Raw genomic sequence first — 20,699 nt, forward strand, 5'->3', positions numbered from 1 at the left:
TGAATTTACCATTAACTTAGTATTTATTTATTATACTCAATAAGGAATTAGCAACTTTTTCACAATGAAAGTGAGTGTATGCAAACTTCGAGTTAAAAATTGAAATTTCATTCATATCCATATCTTCATATAGTCTCAGCACCTCATTTACAATACTATCAACATCATGAAATGAAATATAACTACCCATTTTTCTTTCAACAAAGAAATCTTTTATACCAGCATTTGGAGTTGTGACAACAGGCAAACCAATAGCCATAGATTCAAGCACTGAAGTTGGCATACCTTCTCCATGAAAAGATGGAAAAATATAACAACCACAATCAGCCATTGTGTCTACAAGTTTCTCACCACTTAGCCTTCCAGAAAACTTAATAAAACTGATTTTATCATTGAGTATTAAAGATGATACTTTTTCACTTAACGGACCATCACCAACAACAGTTAAAGTATATCCATCATCATATGTATTTAGCCTTTTGATTGCTTCAATAGCTAATAAGATACCTTTTTCTTCAGTTAACCGTGCTAAGAATAGAATATTTTTTGATAAAGATGATTTTGAATTAAAAAATTTCTCATCAACTTTTGTAGTTGACAAGTACACATTCACATTCACTCCCCAATTTTCGAGTTTTCTCTTAAAATCAGAACATAGAACAATGAAGGCATCAGCAGAACTAAACTTATCCATAAAGCATCGATTATTATTATCGTAATAATCACTAAGCTTAGGATCCCAACCATGAAAAAAAACCACAACATTTACCTTAAAAATCTTAGCGATTTTGAGGTAAAATGAATCTCTCACCACAGCATTTTTTTGTAAAGAGGGATTCAACAAAACTGTCTCAGGTTTAAAAAATATAACTTTTAAAAAGAAATGAATTAGATCAATTGGAAGCAGTAAGAATCCAGGAATATTATTTCTTGAACCAACTTTAAAAAACTTTACATTTCCACCAAAATATTTACTAAGTCCTAGAAAATGACTAGCAACACCACCTAACTCATTCAAGTCAGGAGCCGTAATTAAAATTTTCTTTTCTTTTTTCATTTCTTTCTAAAATACCTACTAAAATAAGAATACTAACAAGAAAATCAATGGTAAAGTAATTCCCTCCTTGGACAACGAAGTATGCTAAATACCCCATAAAGAAACACTTCCCTATTAGCTTTAAGTTAATATTCTTTATATTATAAAGTCGCCTTTTTAGCACAATAAAAAAGGTTATCGTTAATACTAAGCCAACGATCCCATTGATAGCCAGGGCATCAAGAAATCCATTGTGAGAAAAAATTCTTAACCCCAACTCTTTTAAATTATTTTCTTTTAGCTTAGTTTCACTTACACCAAGAAAAATCTCATCCAAACTAGAGTCATAATAATAAAAAAAACTTGTTTTCCAAATTAATGGCCTACCAGAACCAAGCTGCATAAAATCAGCATCACCGGAAACATTAACACGTTTATCAAACAATCTATCCATTAATAAATCGTTTGTTGCAACGTATGAAAAAGACATTATTGAAACAAGTGTAATCGCAATATAAGTTCTAGCCTTTAGTTTGTAACTCCATAAAATTGGCAAGCAGCCTAAAATAAACACTAGCAAGCCTGTTCTAGCATACGTTTTGTATAGACAATAAAGTAAAAAGATCAATATAAAACTATTAAATATTAGAAGTTTTCTCTTATCTCTCAAAATAATACAAATTAAAGCCAACATTGCAAATGCAATATTAATAGATGCAGAGTGAGGGTTTTGAAATACCCCAGTAAACATAAAACTTTCCACACCAAAACTCTCAAGGTCAACCTGATGCGATATAGGTTCAAGTACTCCTATAACAAAAGGTAGACAACTAAAAGAGACAAAATATGGGTAGTGCTTTATTATACTATTAAGAGTATCTATTGACTTTTGATTACTTTTTACGATTACATAAAACCCTGCAATTATAACAGGAAAGGTTAGCATTCGAATTAGGGCCATAAATGGTTCTAATGGGGCGCTAATGGCCCCAAAAGATAGTAAATTCTTTAACGCAAGAATTAAAGTCAATAATATAAAAAAGTCTTTGGGCACTCTTCTATAAAACAATACCAATGTTAGTAGGTAGCCAAAGAAAATAAATTTCCACAAAATGGCAAACTTAACACCACCTATAGATACAGGCTCTAAAAAAAGTACAATAAATATTAAACAATACAGGAAGATATTTCTAGTAAGTGTAAATAACATTATTCATCTAAAGCTTTTTTTATAAATTCAGAAGAAGATTCCCTTAGCAATTCAAGCTTATCATTCACTTTATTTTGATAATCAATTTTTTCTAGTTTCGAAAAATCTATATCATTAACATTATTGAATAACCTTCCTTCAATGCCAAGAGCATGCAATAAACTTTTTATTCTTGATATCCCTCTATTCTCATTAATTATACAAACAAATTCTTTTTCAAAAAGAATTGATAAGCATACACAATGAAACGAATCAGTTATAACGACATCTGACTTTGCAATTTTATCTACCCACATATCAACAGGGTAAAAAGAATAATCAGCACCAGTTTTTTCAAGGTAAATATTTTCTACAGAATTAGAATAGGATTGAGAAACCTTATCAATAAATAATTTAAATTCTGCATCAACGTCTAATTTATAATAGACAACTTTATGATATTTTAACTTAGATGTTACTGGCAATAATGATTGAAAGAACTCCCTTCCAACTAGTAATGTTGGATCCAATACATGTTCTGAAGTGACACCAAACGTTTCTTCACATATCGATACACCAGTATCTTCTCGTACAGAAATCGCCTTAAATTTTTCTAATTCTTTCTTTACAAGGTTTACCTTGTTGTTATATTTACTCTCCCACTCAGAAACGCCAAAGCTAGCAGCATATGCCACCCTTCTCACATTGTCTGGTAGAAATGACAAAAAATAAAACATCATATTGTCGGTAGTATAAGCAGGCCTCCAAACTTGATCACTGCCAACGACAACAGCATCATATTCAAAATTATATCGTTTTAAATCATCACCTGTTGTAAATTTTTCATTTGATGTTTTTATCCAGTTATAGCGAAAGTAATCAAAGACCTCATTATTTTTAGCACCCTTTTGTTTTTTTTCACTTAATGGAGGCAATAGTTTTAATGCTCTCGCTACTTTTCCAAGATAAGTACGAAGTTGTCTTTTTAGTGTTTTACTGTCATCTTGTGGTATAAAGTCAATATGTTCAACATCATAACCAAGCGACTCAATATATTTAGCTAAAGAAGCGGCTTGTAAAACAGCCCCATAGTTATGTGTAGAATAATGAAAATTTAAAATTCCAACTTTTTTCATAATTAATCATGTACCGTTAAAAATTCTTTATGATCTTTCCTAGGTGATTTAGCATATAACGCATCATCTTTAGGGTACCCGAAAGCTATAGCAACAATAACTTTTTCATTTAAAGGAATAAATGATTCTTTTTTAAATTTATGTTCTACAACAAAAGAATTACACCAGTTTAAAGCACAGGAGCTTATTCCTTTAGAATGAAGAGAATAAATGAAATTCATAGCAAAAATTCCACCGTCAGTGAAAGCTTGATTTCTTTCGTTAGCTGAGTAAAAAGCTTTCAAATCACTTGTAATCAATGCAACATAAGGAATATTCTCGTTAAACCCTCTATTTCCATTTTGAAAGGACAAAACTTTTTCTTTTTTGTCACCCGAAAAGATATGTACTTTCCAGTGCTGTCTGTTACAAACTGAAGGTGCTCTAATAGATTGGTTAATAACTTCTAAAATATCATCATGAGTAATTAATTGATTAGAAAAATTTCTGCATGAATGTCTTGTTTTTGAAAAGTCATCAAAGAAATCAGAAAAATCTGTATTTATTTGAGGATAAGGAAGCACACCAGCTGCTGAAATTTTTTCATTTTGAAAGTCTTGCTCATCAATTTCTCTTAATGAAAACTGGATTTTTTCACTCAGAGCAATTGCTTTTACCCTATGAAATTCAACATAAGCCGATAGAGCACCTATTCCAAAATAATAAACATCTTCCTTAGTGTAGTTTGAACTCCACAACTTGAGATTTTCGCAAAGTCTTGGAACTACATCTTGGCCAAAGCCAGTTTTTGGTTCAGGTAAACTTAAAGCTTTTTCAATTCGATGCTTATCTTGAAGAATCCAAGCTTCTAGTTGCTTTTTATCCTTATTTTTAACTGATGACTTAGAGTAATACTTTTTAAAACTAATATAGTCTGAGATAAAATTTAACTCTAATAATGACTTTTCAAGTAAATATTTTGCAAATTTTTTCATGTTAAGCTCTTAACTTCAAATACAAAATTTTTAAAACTGGCGTAGGGATATATATAATTAGTCTATAAAACAGTGACTTGAATAAAGTATTGAACTTTACTCTTTCAATCGTTTTTTTATACTTATACTTTTCACCATGAAGAAGCCATTTCTTTGCAAATGAAAAGCGTAAGCTATTAATATACGATTCATATTCTGGTTCTGATGAAAACCTCTCACCTTTATCAAAAGCAATAACTAAGGGGTGTTCAAGTTTCGGGTTGTAAATATCAGCACACCGACCAACCGCCTGTTTATCATATATTGCTCCAACATAACTTGATTTAGCAATCTTAAAGCTATTGTAAATTTTAGCCCAAAGATAACCATCTTCTCCATAGTGTATATCGTTCGGAAATTTCCCAATTTTAGAGAAAATCTCTTTCTTTATACAAATTGAAGAAGAGTTAATAATTACATTATCTTTCGATAGTTGCTCATAATAATCATCGATCACATAATCATTAATTTCACGATTATGGTCACAGTTATCTAGGTTAAAAGTTGAACTGACAACAAATGCACTACACTCTTCATAGCAATCAATTAACCTAACAAACTCACATAGAACATTTTTACGCCAGTAATCATCTGCATCTAAAAAGCAAACATATTCAGAGTTAGATAAATCAATACCTTTGTTTCTTGCGCTTGAAACGCCACCATTTTCTTTTTTTACAATATTTAATCTTGAATCTGAAATTCCGTTAAGAACATCGATACTTGAATCAGTTGAACCATCATCAATCACTATTATTTCAAAATCTTGATAGCTTTGTTCTATTACTGAATCCACACACCTTTTTATATACTTTTCTTTGTTATAAAGAGGTATAACAACACTTAACTTCATCTATAGTACCTGATATTTATACCCAAGTTCCTTTTGTATCAATAATGTACCCGTTCCTCAAATCTTTATTTTTAAACTCTTTATGATCAACTAGTAAAACTTTTATATCCGCCTCTAATTCCGCAGTATTATAATCGACTAACTCGAAGTCATTTGCATTCAATGACTCTATATTAGGTTCAACCGCAACCACACGCCCTTTATGAATTTTGCTAATCATATTAGTAATATACATCGCAGGACTCTCACGTAAATCATCAATATCAGCTTTAAAAGCCAAACCATAACAAGCTATTGTTATGTCTCTTGAAGTCTTCGATGGATTTTCTAGTAAAAAGTCAGCAATTGCCATTTTTACTTTACTAATTACCCACTCTGGCTTTCCATCATTCACTTTACGGGCTGTGTGAATGATTTTCGCTTCTTCCGGCGTTTTTGAAACAATAAACCAAGGGTCAACAGCAATACAATGACCACCAACCCCAGGCCCTGGTTGAAGAATGTTTACACGAGGATGGCGGTTTGCTAATGCAATAAGTTCCCATACGTTAATATCTAATTTATCACAAATAATCGATAATTCATTTGCAAATGCTATTTGAACATCACGAGAGCTATTTTCTGTCAATTTAGCCATCTCTGCTGTTCGAGAATTTGTTACGACACACTCACCTTTAACAAAAGTCTTATATAACTCAACTGAACGCTCAGAACACCGTACTGACATACCACCAATGACACGATCATTTTCTACTAACTCACGCACAACATGTCCTGGTAGAACACGTTCAGGACAATGGGCAATATTGATATCAGCTTCTTCACCATGTGTTTGTGGAAAAGTCAGATCTTTGCGTGACTCTGCTAGCCAAACCGCCATTTGCTCTGTAGCGCCAACAGGTGAGGTCGACTCAAGAATAACCAGGTCACCCTTCTTTAATACTGGAGCAATTGCCTTACTCGCTGCTTCAATGTATGAAAGGTCTGGCGCTGGTACTTCACCTTCTGCGCAAGGTAAGAAAGGCGTTGGCACTGCAATTAAAAACGCATCCGCTGGTTCCGGAGTTGTTACTGCTTTTAAATAGCCTTCGCTCACTGCAGCACTCACGATCATATCAAGGTCCGGTTCAACGATGTGAATTTTACCTTGATTAATAGTGTCAACTGCATGTTGGCTAACATCAACACCAATCACTTTTTTCTTACGTGAAGCAAACATCGCTGCTGTTGGCAGACCAATATAACCTAATCCAACAACGGAAACTGTTTCGAAAGACATGTTTATTCCTTTGATTTTATCTTAACTTAAAATTTATTTCGCTAATTCTTCAAGAATACGCTGACATGCTTTACCATCGCCATATGGATTATGGGCATAACTCATTGCTTGGTAAGCTTCAGTATCAGAAAGCAGTACATTTAGTTGATGGGTAATTTTCTCGATATCTGTACCGACTAACTTCACAGTTCCAGCAGCTACAGCTTCTGGTCTTTCAGTCGTATCTCGCATCACTAGCACAGGCTTACCCAGTGAAGGGGCTTCTTCTTGAATACCGCCAGAGTCAGTCAAAATGATATGAGCACGGCTCATAAGATAGATAAACGGTAAATACTGCTGAGGCTCAATCAGATGAATATTACCAACACCAGATAAGATGCGATTCACTGGTTCACGAACATTTGGATTTAAGTGAACTGGGTATATAATTTGGCTTTCTGGGTGCGCTATTGCTGTTTCAGCAAGAGCCTGGCAAATACGCTCAAAACCACCACCAAAACTTTCACGGCGGTGCCCTGTCACTAAAATCAGTTTTTTATTCTCATCTAAGAAAGGAAATTGAGCGGCTAATGTTGAATTTAAATCTTCGTCAGTCTCAATCTTATCTTTTACCATAAATAGAGCATCAATAACCGTATTTCCAGTCACTGAGATATTTGATGGATTGTAGTTTTCTTTAATTAGGTTCTGCTTTGACGTATCTGTCGGAGCGAAGTGATACTTTGTTAAAGCCCCCGTTAGCTTACGGTTTGCTTCTTCTGGCCAAGGAGAATAGATATTACCTGTACGAAGTCCTGCTTCTACATGACCAACTGCGATTTGCTCATAATATGAAGCTAAGCTTGATGCAAATGTAGTAGCTGTATCACCATGAACTAAAACAACATCTGGTTTGAATTCTTGCAAAACAGGCTTTAGTTCAAGCAAAATTCGTGATGTCACATCATTTAGTGTTTGCCCAGATTTCATCAAATTCAGATCAAAGTCCGGCTTAATTTCAAATAGATCAAGTACTTGGTCAAGCATCTCACGGTGCTGAGCTGTAACACACACTTTTGCTTCAAAACGGTCATCTCCAGCCAGTGCATGAACTAGCGGAGCCATTTTAATTGCTTCAGGTCTAGTGCCAAAAACAGTGAGAACACGTTTTCTTACTTTCATAAATCCCATCATTTTAAAATAAATGCATCTGTAAAAATGGCGTCAACTGACGCCATTTTATTGTTTACTCATTTCGATTCGCTATAGCTGTAATTATAATAACCATAATTACCTCCATAATAGCTACTTGCTTTTCGTACAACGGCGTTTAATATAAACCCTTTAACTTCGATTCCATTCTGCTCAAAGCGCTGTTTAGCAATATCTATTTCTTTTACGGCATTTTGACCAAACCTACCAACGATCAATGTTGTTCCGGCATGCGCTCCAACAATTGCAGGGTCAGTGACAGCCAAAATTGGTGGTGTATCAACGATCACTAAATCATAGTTTTCAGACGCCCAATCCATCAACTGTTTAAAACGAGGATGCATAAGCAACTCTGAAGGGTTTGGTGGCACATCACCCCGCCCTATAAAATCCATACCTTCAACACCAGGTTTTTTTATTAACTGCTCTATGGATAACTGCCCACTTAAATAGCTTGATAATCCTGGTTTCGCCTCAACTGCCATTTGTTTTTCCATTCGACCTTTGCGCATATCTGCATCTATAACCAGAACTTTTTGACCTGATTTTGCTATAACAGCAGCCATGTTTGCGGATACAAATGACTTACCAATACCAGGGCTTGGGCCTGATATCATTAAAACATTGTTTTTTGCTTCCATCATAGCAAAATGCAAACTTGTACGCAGACTTCGCAATGCTTCAATAGATAAATCGGCAGGATTAGAAATAGCCAATAAAGTATCATTTACATTTAGAGCTTTTTTACCTTTTTGCTTTTTCTCTAGTTCAACCTGCCAATCTGACATCGGTATGCTGGCATAAACAGGTAAACCTATAGCTTCAATTTCATCAGGGTTTTCTACACCGCGATTGAAAGCTGCTCTTAAAAACGCAACCCCAATAGAAGTTATGGCGCCTATAATTAGTGCCAATACAACAATTAAAGGCTTTCTTGGTTCAACTGGTGCTGAATGAGCCTGTGCTGAGTCTAAAATTCGTACATTACCAACAGTACTTGCTTTTACAATATTGAGCTCTTGTACTTTGCTAAGTAATTGAAGATATATCTGTTGATTAACCTCAACGTCTCGTGTCATTCGTAGAATTTCACGCTGGGTTTTTGGTAGTCTTTGAATCTGCCTATTTAGTCGCTCTCTCTCATGTAATAACGTTTTTCTTTTATCTAAAAGCGATACATACGCTGGATGCTCTTTAGTAAACCTTTGAGATATTTCACTTTCTTTAAATGTTAATTCATTTAATTGAGATTCCAGCTTAACCATAACGTCTAAAGTTGACTTGGCTTCTAAACCCAAGTCAATTGACTCGTTATCTTGACGGAATTGATTTAACACATCCTCGGCATTCGTTAGCTGCGCTTTTATATCTGGAAGATGATTGCTTAAAAATTGAAGGCTGTTTTCAGCCTCTTCTGAATTTCTTTCAACATTTTGTATGAAATAATTATTACTTATATCATTCAGAATATTTTCAATTTCAGACTTATTTTCACCTGTAAAAGTTAGCTGCAGGATGCCTGTCTGCTTCCCTCGCTCAGTTATTAACAAGTTACTTTGTAAGTATTGAATAGCATCGAGTTTGGAACGCTTACTAATTTTAAATAAATCACCTTCACTAGCATCAATTTTAGTAATTAAAATATTAAAATTTTCGTCGTTACTTTTTGCTAATTTACCTACTTCTCCTTCAAGAATTTTTGTTCCATCTTCAGATAATAGTTGAAATTTATTGATGTTATTTTCATCGATTCTTATTAAAAGATTCTCTTTACTATTTTCCATTTCAAAATAAGAAACTTCAATATAACTAGAATCACCTTTTAACCTTGATATCCCCTTACCGATTATTGGCATAAATTTTGGCGATACAACAGTCGTTAAATTAAGTTTATCAACTGTTTCCCCCAAAATCATTCGAGATTTTATTATCTCAACTTCTGTAGTTGATGATGACTCGGTCGAAAACAATTCACCCATTTCACCTAGGCTTGGCAAACCTGAGCTTTTGGTTTCAACTTGAATCAATGCATCCGCTTTATATATTGGAGTACTTAACATTGCATAAAGAATACCAGCAACACAAAAAATTAGAGTGATTGCAATGATACTCCAACGATTATCTATTAATATTCCAAATATCTTCCCCAACTCTATCTCATCGGGGTTGTTTTTACTTTGTAAACTTGGGTTAATACTCATAAATTTTCGATCATTTAATTATTTCAAAGACTATGGCCAATTTCTAACCCGCAGTACACCTTCAGTTAATTCATTAAACCCACTTATTGTTGGTATTAACTGAGATACAACACGATTCCACCTAGTAATTGGAGCAGCAGTAACATAAACGATATCATAAGGCTGAAGTTCGAATTCAGTTCCAATAACAAGTGCAGAAGCATCCTGGATGTCTAATTGGTATATATCAGCTTTTGCTGAATTTTGCTCAGAATTATTATTACTACGAATGACAAACACTCCAGTAGCGTCTGCAGATAACTGATTAATACCACCAACATTACTTAGTGCCTCAGTTAAACTCATGCCAGCCCGATCTATTTTCAACAACTTAGGATCGTTTACCTCTCCCATCACAAATACTTTTTGATTATCATTACGAGGTACATGCACTATGTCACCTGGTCGCAACAAGCGATTCTGAGTCAAATCACCTCTCTGCATCAAGGCATATAACGATAAAATTTCTTCGTTGCCCTGACGTGTCAATGTCACATTCCTCCAATCAGCATCTGCAGCCAAACCACCAGCAGAGTTAATTGCATCAAGAAGTGTCAGCGGTACATTGGTTATAGGTTGCTGTCCAGGTTTGTTTATTTCACCCGTAACATAAGTTTTTTGAGAGCGGAAAGAAGCTACATTAACATCCACTTGTGGACTTTCAATGTATGCAGCAAGCCGCTCAGCTATTTCCTTACGTACTTCAGTGACTGTTTTACCACCTACTTTAACCGAGCCGATATAAGGATAAAAAATGCTCCCATCAGCATGTACCCAGTTACCGGCCTCTGTTGAGCTGCGGTAAGAGCCAGCAGGGATTGTCAACTCAGGATGGTCCCAAATAGTGATATTCAAAATATCACCAGGACCGATTCGATATTGGTAACGTGCAATTTCCGCATCAAGCGCTGCATTGGTCTGGGAATATACTCTTGGCGATTTAAACTGATTTACTTTACTTGCAGTAAGAGGGTAGACATTAATTTGCTGTGACAGTTCTTGCTCATCACCTGTTGAGACAACAGTTTTGTCATCTACACTCAAATGTGAACCAGGCACTGTACAACCCGCTAGCATGGCCGTCGCCATGGTGCTGATTAGAAGCTTCTTAGTGAAATGCATATTTGTTTATACGTATAAAATTAAAACAACAACCTATGAGAAGGTCAGTGTAAAGATGAGGGAATAGTTGGTATCTGTAACCCGACTATAGGAAGAAATCAAGTAACCTTACTCTACGCAACTACGCAACTACCGTGGGGAACTTGTCCCTTCTGATTGTACTAATGCGAAGACAAATAAACCGACGAAAACGCACCTGAAAGAGTTAGGGCTTATCAGCTGTTAGCTTGCATTTTGACATGCTACCGCCCTTAGGTTGTGGTTCCCAATGACCGTAGATTAACAATTTTGAAGCTTTTTTATACTCAATGGCCAGAGATACCGCTCTGAGCGTTCTCTTCATCTCAGGTGAGAGGTGACCATAAAAAAGTGTCAGTCATTTTACAACGAATCACTTTTGATAGGAATATGAATTTTGTAGCTTAATTTCAGAAATTCTTAAATAAACCCCTTTATGGTGCTGTTTTTTAATGTTTTTATCCACATTCAGAACCTTTCAAAAACATTATAAAACCGCCATAGGCCATGTAGCACATCTAAATCACCCTTGGTATGTTCTTATAAGTAAGCTCATCCATTATTTTTGGGAACAAGCTCTCTTTTTGACACTCCTGAGTTTAAGAAAAGAGAAAAGTCTTTTGTGACAATTAGCTAGATGCATTGCGGAAATCTGTTAATCGCCATATTATTGCATAGAGAGCAACTAATGCTTGTTTTAGGTTTTTTTATGAAACCTTTTAATAACCTATTAATTACAAGTAAGGGAATGGGATGAAAAAAACATTAGCGCTACTTGCCGCCCTATCGATGGCAAGCACGGCATTTGCTGCCACTGAAACGGGTGCTACTGCAGGTACTGCCGGCGGTTCAAGTGCAGGAGCTTCAGTTACAGGTGCAACAACCGCATCAACCGGTGCAGCCGCGGGTACTGCAGGTGCTACAGCGGCAGCGGCAGGTGGTATTACCGCTACAACGGTCGCCGTTGCTTCTGCGGTTGCGGTTGCGGGTGTTGCAGCAGCAAGCTCTGGCGGTAACAGTAATACAACAACTGTTTCAGCGCAGCAAGGCTAATAAGTCTGGCTACTGAATTTATTAGATCGGCATCTGATTAACTGTCCAGTAGCGGTTTAAGTATTCAGTAGTCACCAACTCATAGCCGCACATCTGTGCGGTTATTTTCTTTATTCTCACACTAGTGTTTTGTATTTTGTTTGCTGTCAGTGCACTTTATTAGGGAGTAACACTTCAACATGGACTTTCATCGCCTAAGGCATTTTTTGCCTTCGTTTCCACTCATTGCGCTCCCCCTTTCACTTTCTCTGCTTACAGGATGCAGTCAAAATTTTAAAGATGTTAATGACACCATGGGCCTGGCTTTTTTTGGTGAAGAGGACGCTTCACAGAGTGCCACAGATATTCATCAACTCCCCTATGCCAGCCTCTATGCCCGTGTCGAGGATGGACCACAAGCTTTTATGGTTTTAGCTCTTGCTGAACAGGATCTACGCTTTGGTTCAAGCCCAAGCGCTAACAATAATCCAGATGAAATTAAGACCAACAGCCCCGTAAAATTAAAATGGCTGTCTTCGGATAAAGGAATGCTCGTCACTCAAGCTGGCCGCTTGGTAAAAACGCTCAATCTGCCTCAAGGCAATTTGACCTCTGTAGAAAGTCCATTTGCCGATCCTTTAGCCTTGGGCTTACATCACCCAGAAACTCCGACTGTTTGGCAATTCACGTTAGATTGGCAACCTGGCTATCACTATGGTTATCAGGCTCTTTCACAGTTTGCCCCTCAGGGGAAACAAGTTATTTTAGTCAATGAACAACCTGTCGACGTCCTTTATTTCGTGGAAACCGTCTCGGTTGATAAACTCAACCTGTCATATAAAAACGAATACTGGCTATCTCCCAGTAATGGCCAAGTGATTAAAACTCGTCAAAAGCCAGCACCTAGCCTGCCTTACATTGAGCTCACCATTTTGAAGCCATTTGCATAGGGAATCCGAGAATGGTTAATCAATTACAATACTTACAAAAAGCTATCTTGAAAGTTGGTTCAAATGGTGGCTCAAAAGCAACCACAAAATCTGACGCGGTAACATTGCTCTTTTCTGCAGCTCTAATGTGCTCGCCAATAGCCTTTGCAAATACTTCTGCAAGCGACAGCACATCAGTAAATGTTGAATCCGCTTTTACTGTTCAGGTATTTAACAGCCGTAGCCAAACAGAGCATCTACAGCTTAACTACACCCAAGCCGTCCGTCTTGAGCAAGTCCTCGCTGACACTGTTGCCAATTTGAGTCTATTAACTGTATCAAACGCAGCAACCAATCAGCCGATTTACTGGACCGGAGCCAGCCTATTCCAGGGCTTTCCTCACCCGGAAAAAGCCCATGTGGTTACCCAGCTAGAAAAAACAGCGCAGTTAGTCGATGTGGATGAAAAAGGGAGTTTTCAGCAACTAGCTGAGCAAATAGACCAGTACAACATTGGCGCACGAGTATTCACACCGCTTGATTACGACTTTGTGCGAATTGATAAGTCTTCCAACCCAATGGTTTCAGCACAACAGTATTCAGAGCCACTGACGCTTGTGGTGCCATCTCGGCCTGATTCTGTCTGGGTGCTCGGCGCAATTGAAAACAATGGTAAACAGCCATGGCAGCCACGCACCAGTGCAAGTAAATACCTCAAGCAAGCGGGCTCTACTGCTTATGGTGACAACAGTGTTACGACCGTGATACAGCCTGACGGTACTGTCGAACAGCACCCCATTGCCTACTGGAATAAAAGCCACATGGATATTGCACCGGGTGCCATTGTCTATTTGAGTTTTGATAACCTACCGACTGGCTACCGACATCTCAACGATGAGATCATCAATTTGCTAAGGAATAAGGCGCTGTAATGAAACCTGCTGTAAACAACACCTTTTCAAAACCAGCTTCTCGCCAAGCGCTATCAGGATTAAAGCTCTCTGCCATTGCTCTCGCGTTAGTGCCTGTCTTTCATGCCCAAGCGCAAACCCAGGCAGATGCCTTTGACTATCCGACCTTTACCCCTTCTCAAACTGACTTTGGCGGTGTTGGCTTGATTCAAATGCCTTCTGGCCGTGTGGCGCGCGAAGGTGAAATCAATGTCGCGGCTACCTACAATGACGAATACCATCATTACACAGTTTCTCTACAGCTAATGCCTTGGTTGGAAACCACAATACGATACACGATCGTTCCAGATGTATTATATGGTGAAGACCCTGATTTCAGTGGTGATAATAAATACACAGATAAAGGCATTGACTTTAAAATTCGTTTAATTAAAGAAAGCTACTGGTTACCCGAGACTTCTATCGGTGTGCGTGACTTTGGAGGGACAGGCCTCTTCGATGGTGAATACATCGCGGCCAGTAAGCACGTCGGTCCGTTTGATTTCACCTTAGGCGTTGGCTGGGGTTATATAGGTAATAGCGGCAATCTAAGTGGAGATAAAACAGAAGGTTCTGATTGTGGCCGAAATACCGATTATAGAGGTAACGGAGGTAGTGTTGACTTCGATCGTTGGTTTACCGGCTGTAGTGCTGTGTTCGGTGGTGTGGAATACCAGAGTCCGTGGGCACCGCTTCGACTCAAAGTCGAATATGATGCAAATGATTATCGAAGTGATTATCCCGTTACCCGTGGTGCTATAGAAATGCCACAAGACAGCAAAATCAACTATGGTGCCCTCTACAAACTTGGTAACTGGGGGGATTTACGTCTGAGTTATGAGCGAGGTACCACCTGGACCTTCGGCTTTAACCTCAATACCAATTTCAATGACCTCAAGGCCAACTGGTACAACAACCCTGCGCCTGACTATCAGCCACAATCCGGTGATGATAAGAAATCCACTGATGAGCTGACCAGCCAAGAGTGGGAACAACTTGCGCAGGATTTACACCAACTCGCCGGGTATGAAGATCCTCGCCTGTATGCCGATGACAAATCCATTACCGTGGTGGCACCGCAAACCAAATACCGCGACCGCGATGAGGCGCACCAGCGTGCGGGGACCATCCTTGCTAACCAAAACCTAGATGTTGAGCGCTACACGATCATCGAAACGGCCAATCGCCAGCCTGTGACCGAAACGGTCTTCGATCCTGAGCAGTTTGCCAAAGTGGCCAATGTCGAGTACTTCGACCCGCAAGTGAGCGATGCGACCACCGTGGGTGAACCTACAGAGCCGCAAGGCCAGCTGTACGCCAAGTCCAACAAAAACTGGGACATCAACTTTGCACCGGTCTGGCAGCAGTCTATCGGGGGCTCGGAAAACTTCTACCTGTTCAATATCGGTGTGACTGCCGGGGCCAACTACTGGCTGAGTGATAACTTCGAGCTGGGCGGCTCGGTCTACTTCAACATCTACGATAACTACGACAAGTTCCTCTATGACGTGCCGCCGGATGGTACCGACCTGAAGCGTGTCCGTACCCTGGTGCGCCAGTACATCAATGATAACCCGGTGCGGATGGATAACCTCCAGCTGACCTGGATGGATCGCCTCGGTGAAAACTGGTATGCCCAGGCGTACGGCGGTTATCTGGAAATGATGTTCGGAGGCGTCGGTGGTGAGGTGCTATACCGCCCACAAAACAGCAACTGGGCCTTGGGTGTCGATTTGAACTATGTCGTCCAGCGTGATCCGGATAGCCAGTTCGGTTTCTTCACCGAAGAAGTCCAGTACGACCCTATTACCAACCGCAACTACCGGGTACAGACCGGTGCGCCAACTGGTCATGCCACCCTGTACTACCAGCCGCAGTGGGAATGGTTGCCGAATACCCTGTTCAAGGTCAGTGCCGGTCAGTACCTGACGGAAGACTACGGGGTAACGGTCGACTTCTCCAAACAGTTCGACAGCGGGGTGATCGCCGGGGCCTTTATCGCCCAGACCAACCTCTCGGCCGATGAGTTTGGCGAGGGCAGCTACAACAAGGGCTTCTACCTCTCCATTCCGTTTGATGTGATGACGGTGAAACCGAGCACCAACCGGGCGACGATTTCGTGGCTACCACTGACCCGTGATGGCGGCCAAATGCTCAACCGCAAGTACGAGCTGTACAGTGTGACCGATGCACGCTCACCGTGGTACGGCAAGAAAGCGGTGAACTAGGAAGAGCGGTCCTGTGGGACTGTGGTCCTGAAGGATTGTAAAGCCTGATTAAAGCACTAAACCTCACTCAGCTTTTTGAGTGGGGTTTTCTTTTATAAAGGGACTAACAATGACTCGCATGAAACTAGGTTGTGCAAATAGCTGGGCCTATTGTTCTGCTTGTGGAGAGCGGCTATTTCAGTGTGGTTATTGGACTTTTCAATACCAAGGATTGTACTGAGACACTACGCTGTCATTAACGCTGATTTTGAGACATAGAATACCTGTTCTCGATATAAGCTTGGGCCTGCGTCAATTTGCTGTCGCGGGATAAAAAGTCACAGCGATAAAAGGCCTTATTTCCCGACATTTTAACTTCCCGACACATGAAAAGTACAAGTTAGCCTACATGAATATCAACAAAAACTAACAAATCACCCTAGTACAGAGTTAGTGTAAGTGATTGATTAAAAATCTTATATTCACTGTGATGCGTATTTTTTTACTCATAATTTTCATGCTTAGTCTCATTATTGTGACATTGCACGTAAAAAATTTTCAGTGCCAAACAACAATGACGAATATCAGCTATCATAAGTTAATAACAAGATTGTCAATATATTGACAGCAAATTATTAGAAAAAACATTTTTTGACGCTTAAGACTTTAGAAGAGGAAACGAGCATGTTCAGGGCATATGCACGCTTTTCGATGAATCACCCATATATTCATTACGCTAATTTGTTGATTGTACTCGCGGTATTTATTATCAGCTGCTATCAATTACTGGCAAATGAAAACCTTAATTTTGCTGCTGGTCTGCTGTTTGTTGTGTTGCCAACCTTCGTATTTGCCCGCTCGTCGGACTACAAACGGAAGTATTTGAGTACGAATAGCTAAAAGCGATGCCCTAAATGAGTGGTTTCGTAGACTAAACACAAAAAAAATCGGCACCTAAGTGCCGATTTTTTTATAGCGATTTATGTACAGGTCAATGCGCAGCTTATTTCGCCTGAAGCTGAAGCTGCTGCCACATTTCTCGCACAATCAGCTGATCAGCCGGGTTAAGCTCCGACTGGGCCTCCGCCATACTGGCTTCCACTTTGGCATCCATCGCATCAATGCTCGATTCGCCTTCCAGCTCGCAGTTAGCGGCCGATAGCGAAATGTGCCCGCGTAAGTAACCGCCGGCAAATAGTTCATCGTCCGAGGCCGTTTCGACCATCAGATCAATCAGGGTTAACAACTTTTCTTCGTATTGCTGGATCATCACTTTCTCTAATCGTTATCGTACGTTAAGACAGGGAACTGCCCCGGCTTAAGCGGCGGGATTTGGTAGTACTCTCGCAATGCCTCCGACAGCTGCTTGGCCCTATCGGGAATCCCTTGCTCAAGATACTGCAACACTTGCGCACGTACCTTGTTGGTAAACCCCACCCGGTCGGGTTCACAATCGCCGCTCAGGTTATCACAGCTAACCTGAAAGCGAAAACCGCAGCTGGTAGCCAGGATCCACTCCAGTGCCTGGGGTTTCACCTCAACCTTTTCGAATTCCGCCTGTACCTCTGCAGTGCGACCATCCGGTTCATACCAGTAACCGTAATCCTCCAATCGGCGACGCACAGGGCCCGCAATGCACCAATGGGCAATCTCATGCAGCGCCGAGGCAAAGTAACCGCGAGCGAATATCACACGGTGGTGAGGGTTAGCGTCATCGGCAGGCAGATAGATAGGCTCATCACCGCCAAGGATCAGTTCGGTGTTGTAACTGTCTAAAAAGCAGCGATTGAAAATCGCAATAATATCGTCGTTATGGTGTTGCATCTTCTCGTTACACGAAATTAGGAGTTACCGCTTTTGATCCTGTCACCCGCACCACGGCCGATAGCCGTTTGCAGGATATAGGCAAAATATGCCTTGAGGTTGAATGTCTGGATCATCTCTTTGTCCATCTCGGCCAGTTTGGCCGGTGTCGACATATCGACCCCGTTGATCTGGGCCAAGCCGGTGATCCCCGGCAGGACGTTTAGCACCCCACGCTGCTGACGCGCTTCAATCAATTCAGTTTGGTTGAACAGGCACGGACGCGGGCCGACTAGGCTCATCTCGCCTTTCACCACATTGATCAGCTGAGGCAGCTCATCGAGCTTGGTTTTGCGCAAGAAAGCACCCAGCTTGGTCACCGAACTGGCATCAACCAAATGCGTCGCCACCGATGCGGTTTCAACCGGCATGGTACGGAACTTCACCAAGGTAAAAGGCTTCTGGTGCCTACCTACCCGCTCTTGGCGGAAAATCGGCTGCCCGGTATCGCGCTTGCCAAGCAGGTACACCACAACAAACACCGGAGATAGGAAGATCAGCCCGCATAAAGCGAGAGAAAAATCCAATACCCGGTATAGACTCGATTGCATCTAACTGGTCCCTATAAAATCTGAAGAGGCAAGTCTAAGGGATGACGGGAAGCTAGTGCAAGCACCCACGTAGACCATAATTTCGCCAACAGGTGCAAACCACTTACTGAACGACTAGATAGTCACTAATTTAGCGTTTAGAATGAACAGACTATCTTCAGGGTGTCAATCATGTTTCAACCAGTATTAACTCTATTCAGCGCGAAACGGATCACAAAGCGCGTTGTCACCGTTTGCTATGACATTATTGCAATTTCTGCCGCGCTATATTTTGCTATTGTCCTGCGCACCGGCAAAATGACCATCCCTTTTGGCCCCGAAGAATTAACCAGCTTTACCCTAACCATAGTAGTGACACTGCTCGTCTTTGCTAAGCTAGGGCTGTATCGTGCTGTTTTGCGGTATATGATTGTACCCGCCTTAGGACATATAGCCCTCGCCGTTATCCTTTCTGCCTTTGCGTTAGCCATTTCAAGCTTCTATACACACTCCTATATTCACCGGAGTGTGCCAGCAATCTATGCTGGATTAGCCGTGCTGCTCTTGGGGGCACCCAGGGTACTCATTAGAATGTATTTCGATCGGTACTACAGAAAGGGAAAACCCCATGTGCTTATCTATGGGGCCGGTTCGACCGGTCGCGAGTTAGCTTACGCGCTTCGCCAAGGGTCTGAATACCATCCGGTAGCAATGCTAGATGACAACCGCCTAAAATGCGGCAACATCATTTATGGCCTAAAGGTGTACCACAGTAGCGAGTTTGAAACACTCAATAGCCTATACCGACCTGTTAAGTTACTGTTAGCAATAAATAATATCAGCAAAGGCGAACGCTTAAGAATCCTAGAAAAACTTTCCCATTGGCCGATTGAAATACAATCCGTTCCTTCTGTGGAAGATATTGCCTCAGGGAAATCGAGCCTGACTGAAATCAAGGATCTCGATGTTGCAGACCTTCTTGGCAGGGACAGTGTCGCTCCACAAGAAGAGCTGATGAAAGCCTGTATAGAATCTAAAGCCGTTATGGTGACTGGCGCAGGTGGCTCCATTGGCTCTGAACTTTGTCGACAAATTATTAAACGAAAGCCCAAGCTGCTACTTCTGTTCGAATTGAACGAATACAATCTGTACAACATCGAACGCGAGTTGCAGCAATTTATCAAATTCACCAAGCAGAATATCCCGATCATTGCTGCGCTCGGCTCGGTACAACACAAAAACCGCCTGCAGAATTTGATGGCCAACTACCATATCGACACCGTTTATCATGCAGCGGCTTATAAGCATGTGCCTATCGTCGAGCACAATACTATCGAAGGTATACGCAATAACATCTTTGGCACCTTATTCACCGCTGAAGCGGCGATGGATACGGGGGTAAGCAATTTTGTTCTGATCTCGACCGACAAGGCGGTACGCCCAACGAATGTGATGGGCGCCAGCAAGCGAATGGCTGAACTGGTTCTGCAGGCCTTAGCCGGCAAGCAATCAGGGACAACTTTCACCATGGTACGCTTTGGTAACGTCCTTGGCTCCTCGGGCTCTGTTGTGCCGCTATTTCGCGAACAGATCAAGAAAGGCGGCCCAGTGACTGTTACTCACCCTGACATCACCCGCTATTTCATGTTAATCCCAGAAGCGGCACAGTTAGTTATCCAGGCTGGAGCAATTGGGCACAATGGTCAGGTTTTTGTCCTGGATATGAATGAGCCCGTAAAGATCCTTGATCTTGCCAAACGCATGATTCAGCTAATGGGCTTAACGGAAAAGAAGAATGAAAAGTGTGATGGTGATATCGAGATTCGTTATACAGGTCTGCGACCTGGTGAAAAACTCTATGAAGAGTTACTGATTGGCGAAAACGTTACAGGCACAACACACCCGAAAATTATGACGGCCAAAGAAGAGAAACTGAGCTGGCCGGAAATGGAAGCCGTGTTAGAGCAACTCGATGAAGCCTGCCATACTACCGATCTTCAAAAAGTACGTAACATACTTCTCAATACACCAACAGGATACCGGCCTGATGGAGAGATCTATGACCATTTGTTTAATCAGTATACAGAACTAAAACTGTAGCTTTAACAATA

Annotated in this window: 18 protein-coding genes; 6 read left to right on the forward strand and 12 right to left on the reverse strand. The window is 40.4% G+C overall.

The window, feature by feature from the left end; genetic code table 11:
* Positions 1–16: 16 nt before the first annotated feature.
* The 9 genes from C9J03_RS02390 to C9J03_RS02430 form a co-directional block, all read right to left on the reverse strand.
* On the reverse strand, positions 17–1,057 hold the full coding sequence (locus C9J03_RS02390; protein WP_044623954.1) for a glycosyltransferase family 4 protein: 1,041 nt from the start codon (positions 1,055–1,057) through the stop codon (positions 17–19).
* Positions 1,020–2,246: an O-antigen ligase family protein gene (locus C9J03_RS02395; protein ID WP_044623955.1), complete on the reverse strand. Its 1,227-nt coding sequence runs from the start codon at positions 2,244–2,246 to the stop codon at positions 1,020–1,022. Before C9J03_RS02395 ends, C9J03_RS02390 begins: the two co-directional genes overlap by 38 nt.
* Complete coding sequence (locus C9J03_RS02400) at positions 2,246–3,361, reverse strand: polysaccharide pyruvyl transferase family protein (protein WP_044623956.1); 1,116 nt, start codon at positions 3,359–3,361, stop codon at positions 2,246–2,248. Before C9J03_RS02400 ends, C9J03_RS02395 begins: the two co-directional genes overlap by 1 nt.
* Positions 3,362–3,363: 2 nt before the next feature.
* On the reverse strand, positions 3,364–4,335 hold the full coding sequence (locus tag C9J03_RS02405) for a nitroreductase family protein (protein WP_052829825.1): 972 nt from the start codon (positions 4,333–4,335) through the stop codon (positions 3,364–3,366).
* Position 4,336: 1 nt separating this feature from the next.
* Positions 4,337–5,227 carry a glycosyltransferase family 2 protein gene (locus tag C9J03_RS02410; protein ID WP_052829826.1) on the reverse strand — a complete coding sequence of 297 codons (891 nt, stop codon included), beginning with the start codon at positions 5,225–5,227 and terminating at the stop codon, positions 4,337–4,339.
* Between the two features lie 16 nt (positions 5,228–5,243).
* Positions 5,244–6,506, reverse strand: coding sequence for a UDP-N-acetyl-D-mannosamine dehydrogenase (gene wecC, locus C9J03_RS02415; protein ID WP_044623957.1), 1,263 nt, complete (start codon positions 6,504–6,506; stop codon positions 5,244–5,246).
* 33 nt (positions 6,507–6,539) lie between these two features.
* Positions 6,540–7,667: a non-hydrolyzing UDP-N-acetylglucosamine 2-epimerase gene (wecB, locus tag C9J03_RS02420; protein ID WP_107291653.1), complete on the reverse strand. Its 1,128-nt coding sequence runs from the start codon at positions 7,665–7,667 to the stop codon at positions 6,540–6,542.
* 68 nt (positions 7,668–7,735) lie between these two features.
* Positions 7,736–9,898, reverse strand: coding sequence for a polysaccharide biosynthesis tyrosine autokinase (locus tag C9J03_RS02425; RefSeq protein ID WP_044623959.1), 2,163 nt, complete (start codon positions 9,896–9,898; stop codon positions 7,736–7,738).
* Between the two features lie 30 nt (positions 9,899–9,928).
* The gene (locus C9J03_RS02430) at positions 9,929–11,059 is read right to left on the reverse strand and encodes a polysaccharide export protein (RefSeq protein WP_044623960.1); all 1,131 of its coding nucleotides are present in this window, start codon (positions 11,057–11,059) and stop codon (positions 9,929–9,931) included.
* 771 nt (positions 11,060–11,830) lie between these two features.
* On the opposite strand from C9J03_RS02430, the gene C9J03_RS02435 reads away from it, so the two are divergent.
* From C9J03_RS02435 to C9J03_RS02455, 5 genes are all read left to right on the forward strand, one after another.
* Positions 11,831–12,130, forward strand: a complete 300-nt coding sequence (locus tag C9J03_RS02435; RefSeq protein WP_044623961.1) for a hypothetical protein — start codon at positions 11,831–11,833, stop codon at positions 12,128–12,130.
* A gap of 179 nt (positions 12,131–12,309) precedes the next feature.
* Entirely contained in the window at positions 12,310–13,059 is a 750-nt protein-coding gene (locus tag C9J03_RS02440; RefSeq protein ID WP_044623962.1) for a YjbF family lipoprotein, read from the forward strand.
* An 11-nt stretch (positions 13,060–13,070) separates the two neighbouring features.
* Positions 13,071–13,970: a capsule biosynthesis GfcC family protein gene (locus tag C9J03_RS02445; protein ID WP_044623963.1), complete on the forward strand. Its 900-nt coding sequence runs from the start codon at positions 13,071–13,073 to the stop codon at positions 13,968–13,970.
* Entirely contained in the window at positions 13,970–16,216 is a 2,247-nt protein-coding gene (locus C9J03_RS02450) for a YjbH domain-containing protein (RefSeq protein WP_082060661.1), read from the forward strand. The genes C9J03_RS02445 and C9J03_RS02450 overlap by 1 nt, the downstream gene beginning before the upstream one ends.
* A gap of 663 nt (positions 16,217–16,879) precedes the next feature.
* Positions 16,880–17,095 carry a hypothetical protein gene (locus C9J03_RS02455; RefSeq protein WP_044623964.1) on the forward strand — a complete coding sequence of 72 codons (216 nt, stop codon included), beginning with the start codon at positions 16,880–16,882 and terminating at the stop codon, positions 17,093–17,095.
* 103 nt (positions 17,096–17,198) lie between these two features.
* Here the strand turns inward: C9J03_RS02455 and C9J03_RS02460 are convergent, their stop codons facing one another.
* The 3 genes from C9J03_RS02460 to C9J03_RS02470 are packed head-to-tail and all read right to left on the reverse strand — an operon-like array spanning position 17,199 to position 18,609.
* Complete coding sequence (locus tag C9J03_RS02460; RefSeq protein ID WP_039467497.1) at positions 17,199–17,465, reverse strand: YfcL family protein; 267 nt, start codon at positions 17,463–17,465, stop codon at positions 17,199–17,201.
* A gap of 8 nt (positions 17,466–17,473) precedes the next feature.
* The gene (locus C9J03_RS02465) at positions 17,474–18,019 is read right to left on the reverse strand and encodes an elongation factor P hydroxylase (protein ID WP_044623965.1); all 546 of its coding nucleotides are present in this window, start codon (positions 18,017–18,019) and stop codon (positions 17,474–17,476) included.
* Positions 18,020–18,036: 17 nt separating this feature from the next.
* A complete protein-coding gene (locus tag C9J03_RS02470; RefSeq protein WP_044623966.1) occupies positions 18,037–18,609 on the reverse strand; it encodes a sugar transferase in 573 nt (190 codons plus the stop codon).
* Between the two features lie 171 nt (positions 18,610–18,780).
* On the opposite strand from C9J03_RS02470, the gene C9J03_RS02475 reads away from it, so the two are divergent.
* Positions 18,781–20,688 carry a polysaccharide biosynthesis protein gene (locus tag C9J03_RS02475; RefSeq protein WP_044623967.1) on the forward strand — a complete coding sequence of 636 codons (1,908 nt, stop codon included), beginning with the start codon at positions 18,781–18,783 and terminating at the stop codon, positions 20,686–20,688.
* Positions 20,689–20,699 lie beyond the last annotated feature (11 nt).

The sequence above is a fragment of the Photobacterium gaetbulicola genome, assembly GCF_003025515.1.
GTDB classification, from domain to species: Bacteria; Pseudomonadota; Gammaproteobacteria; order Enterobacterales; family Vibrionaceae; genus Photobacterium; species Photobacterium gaetbulicola.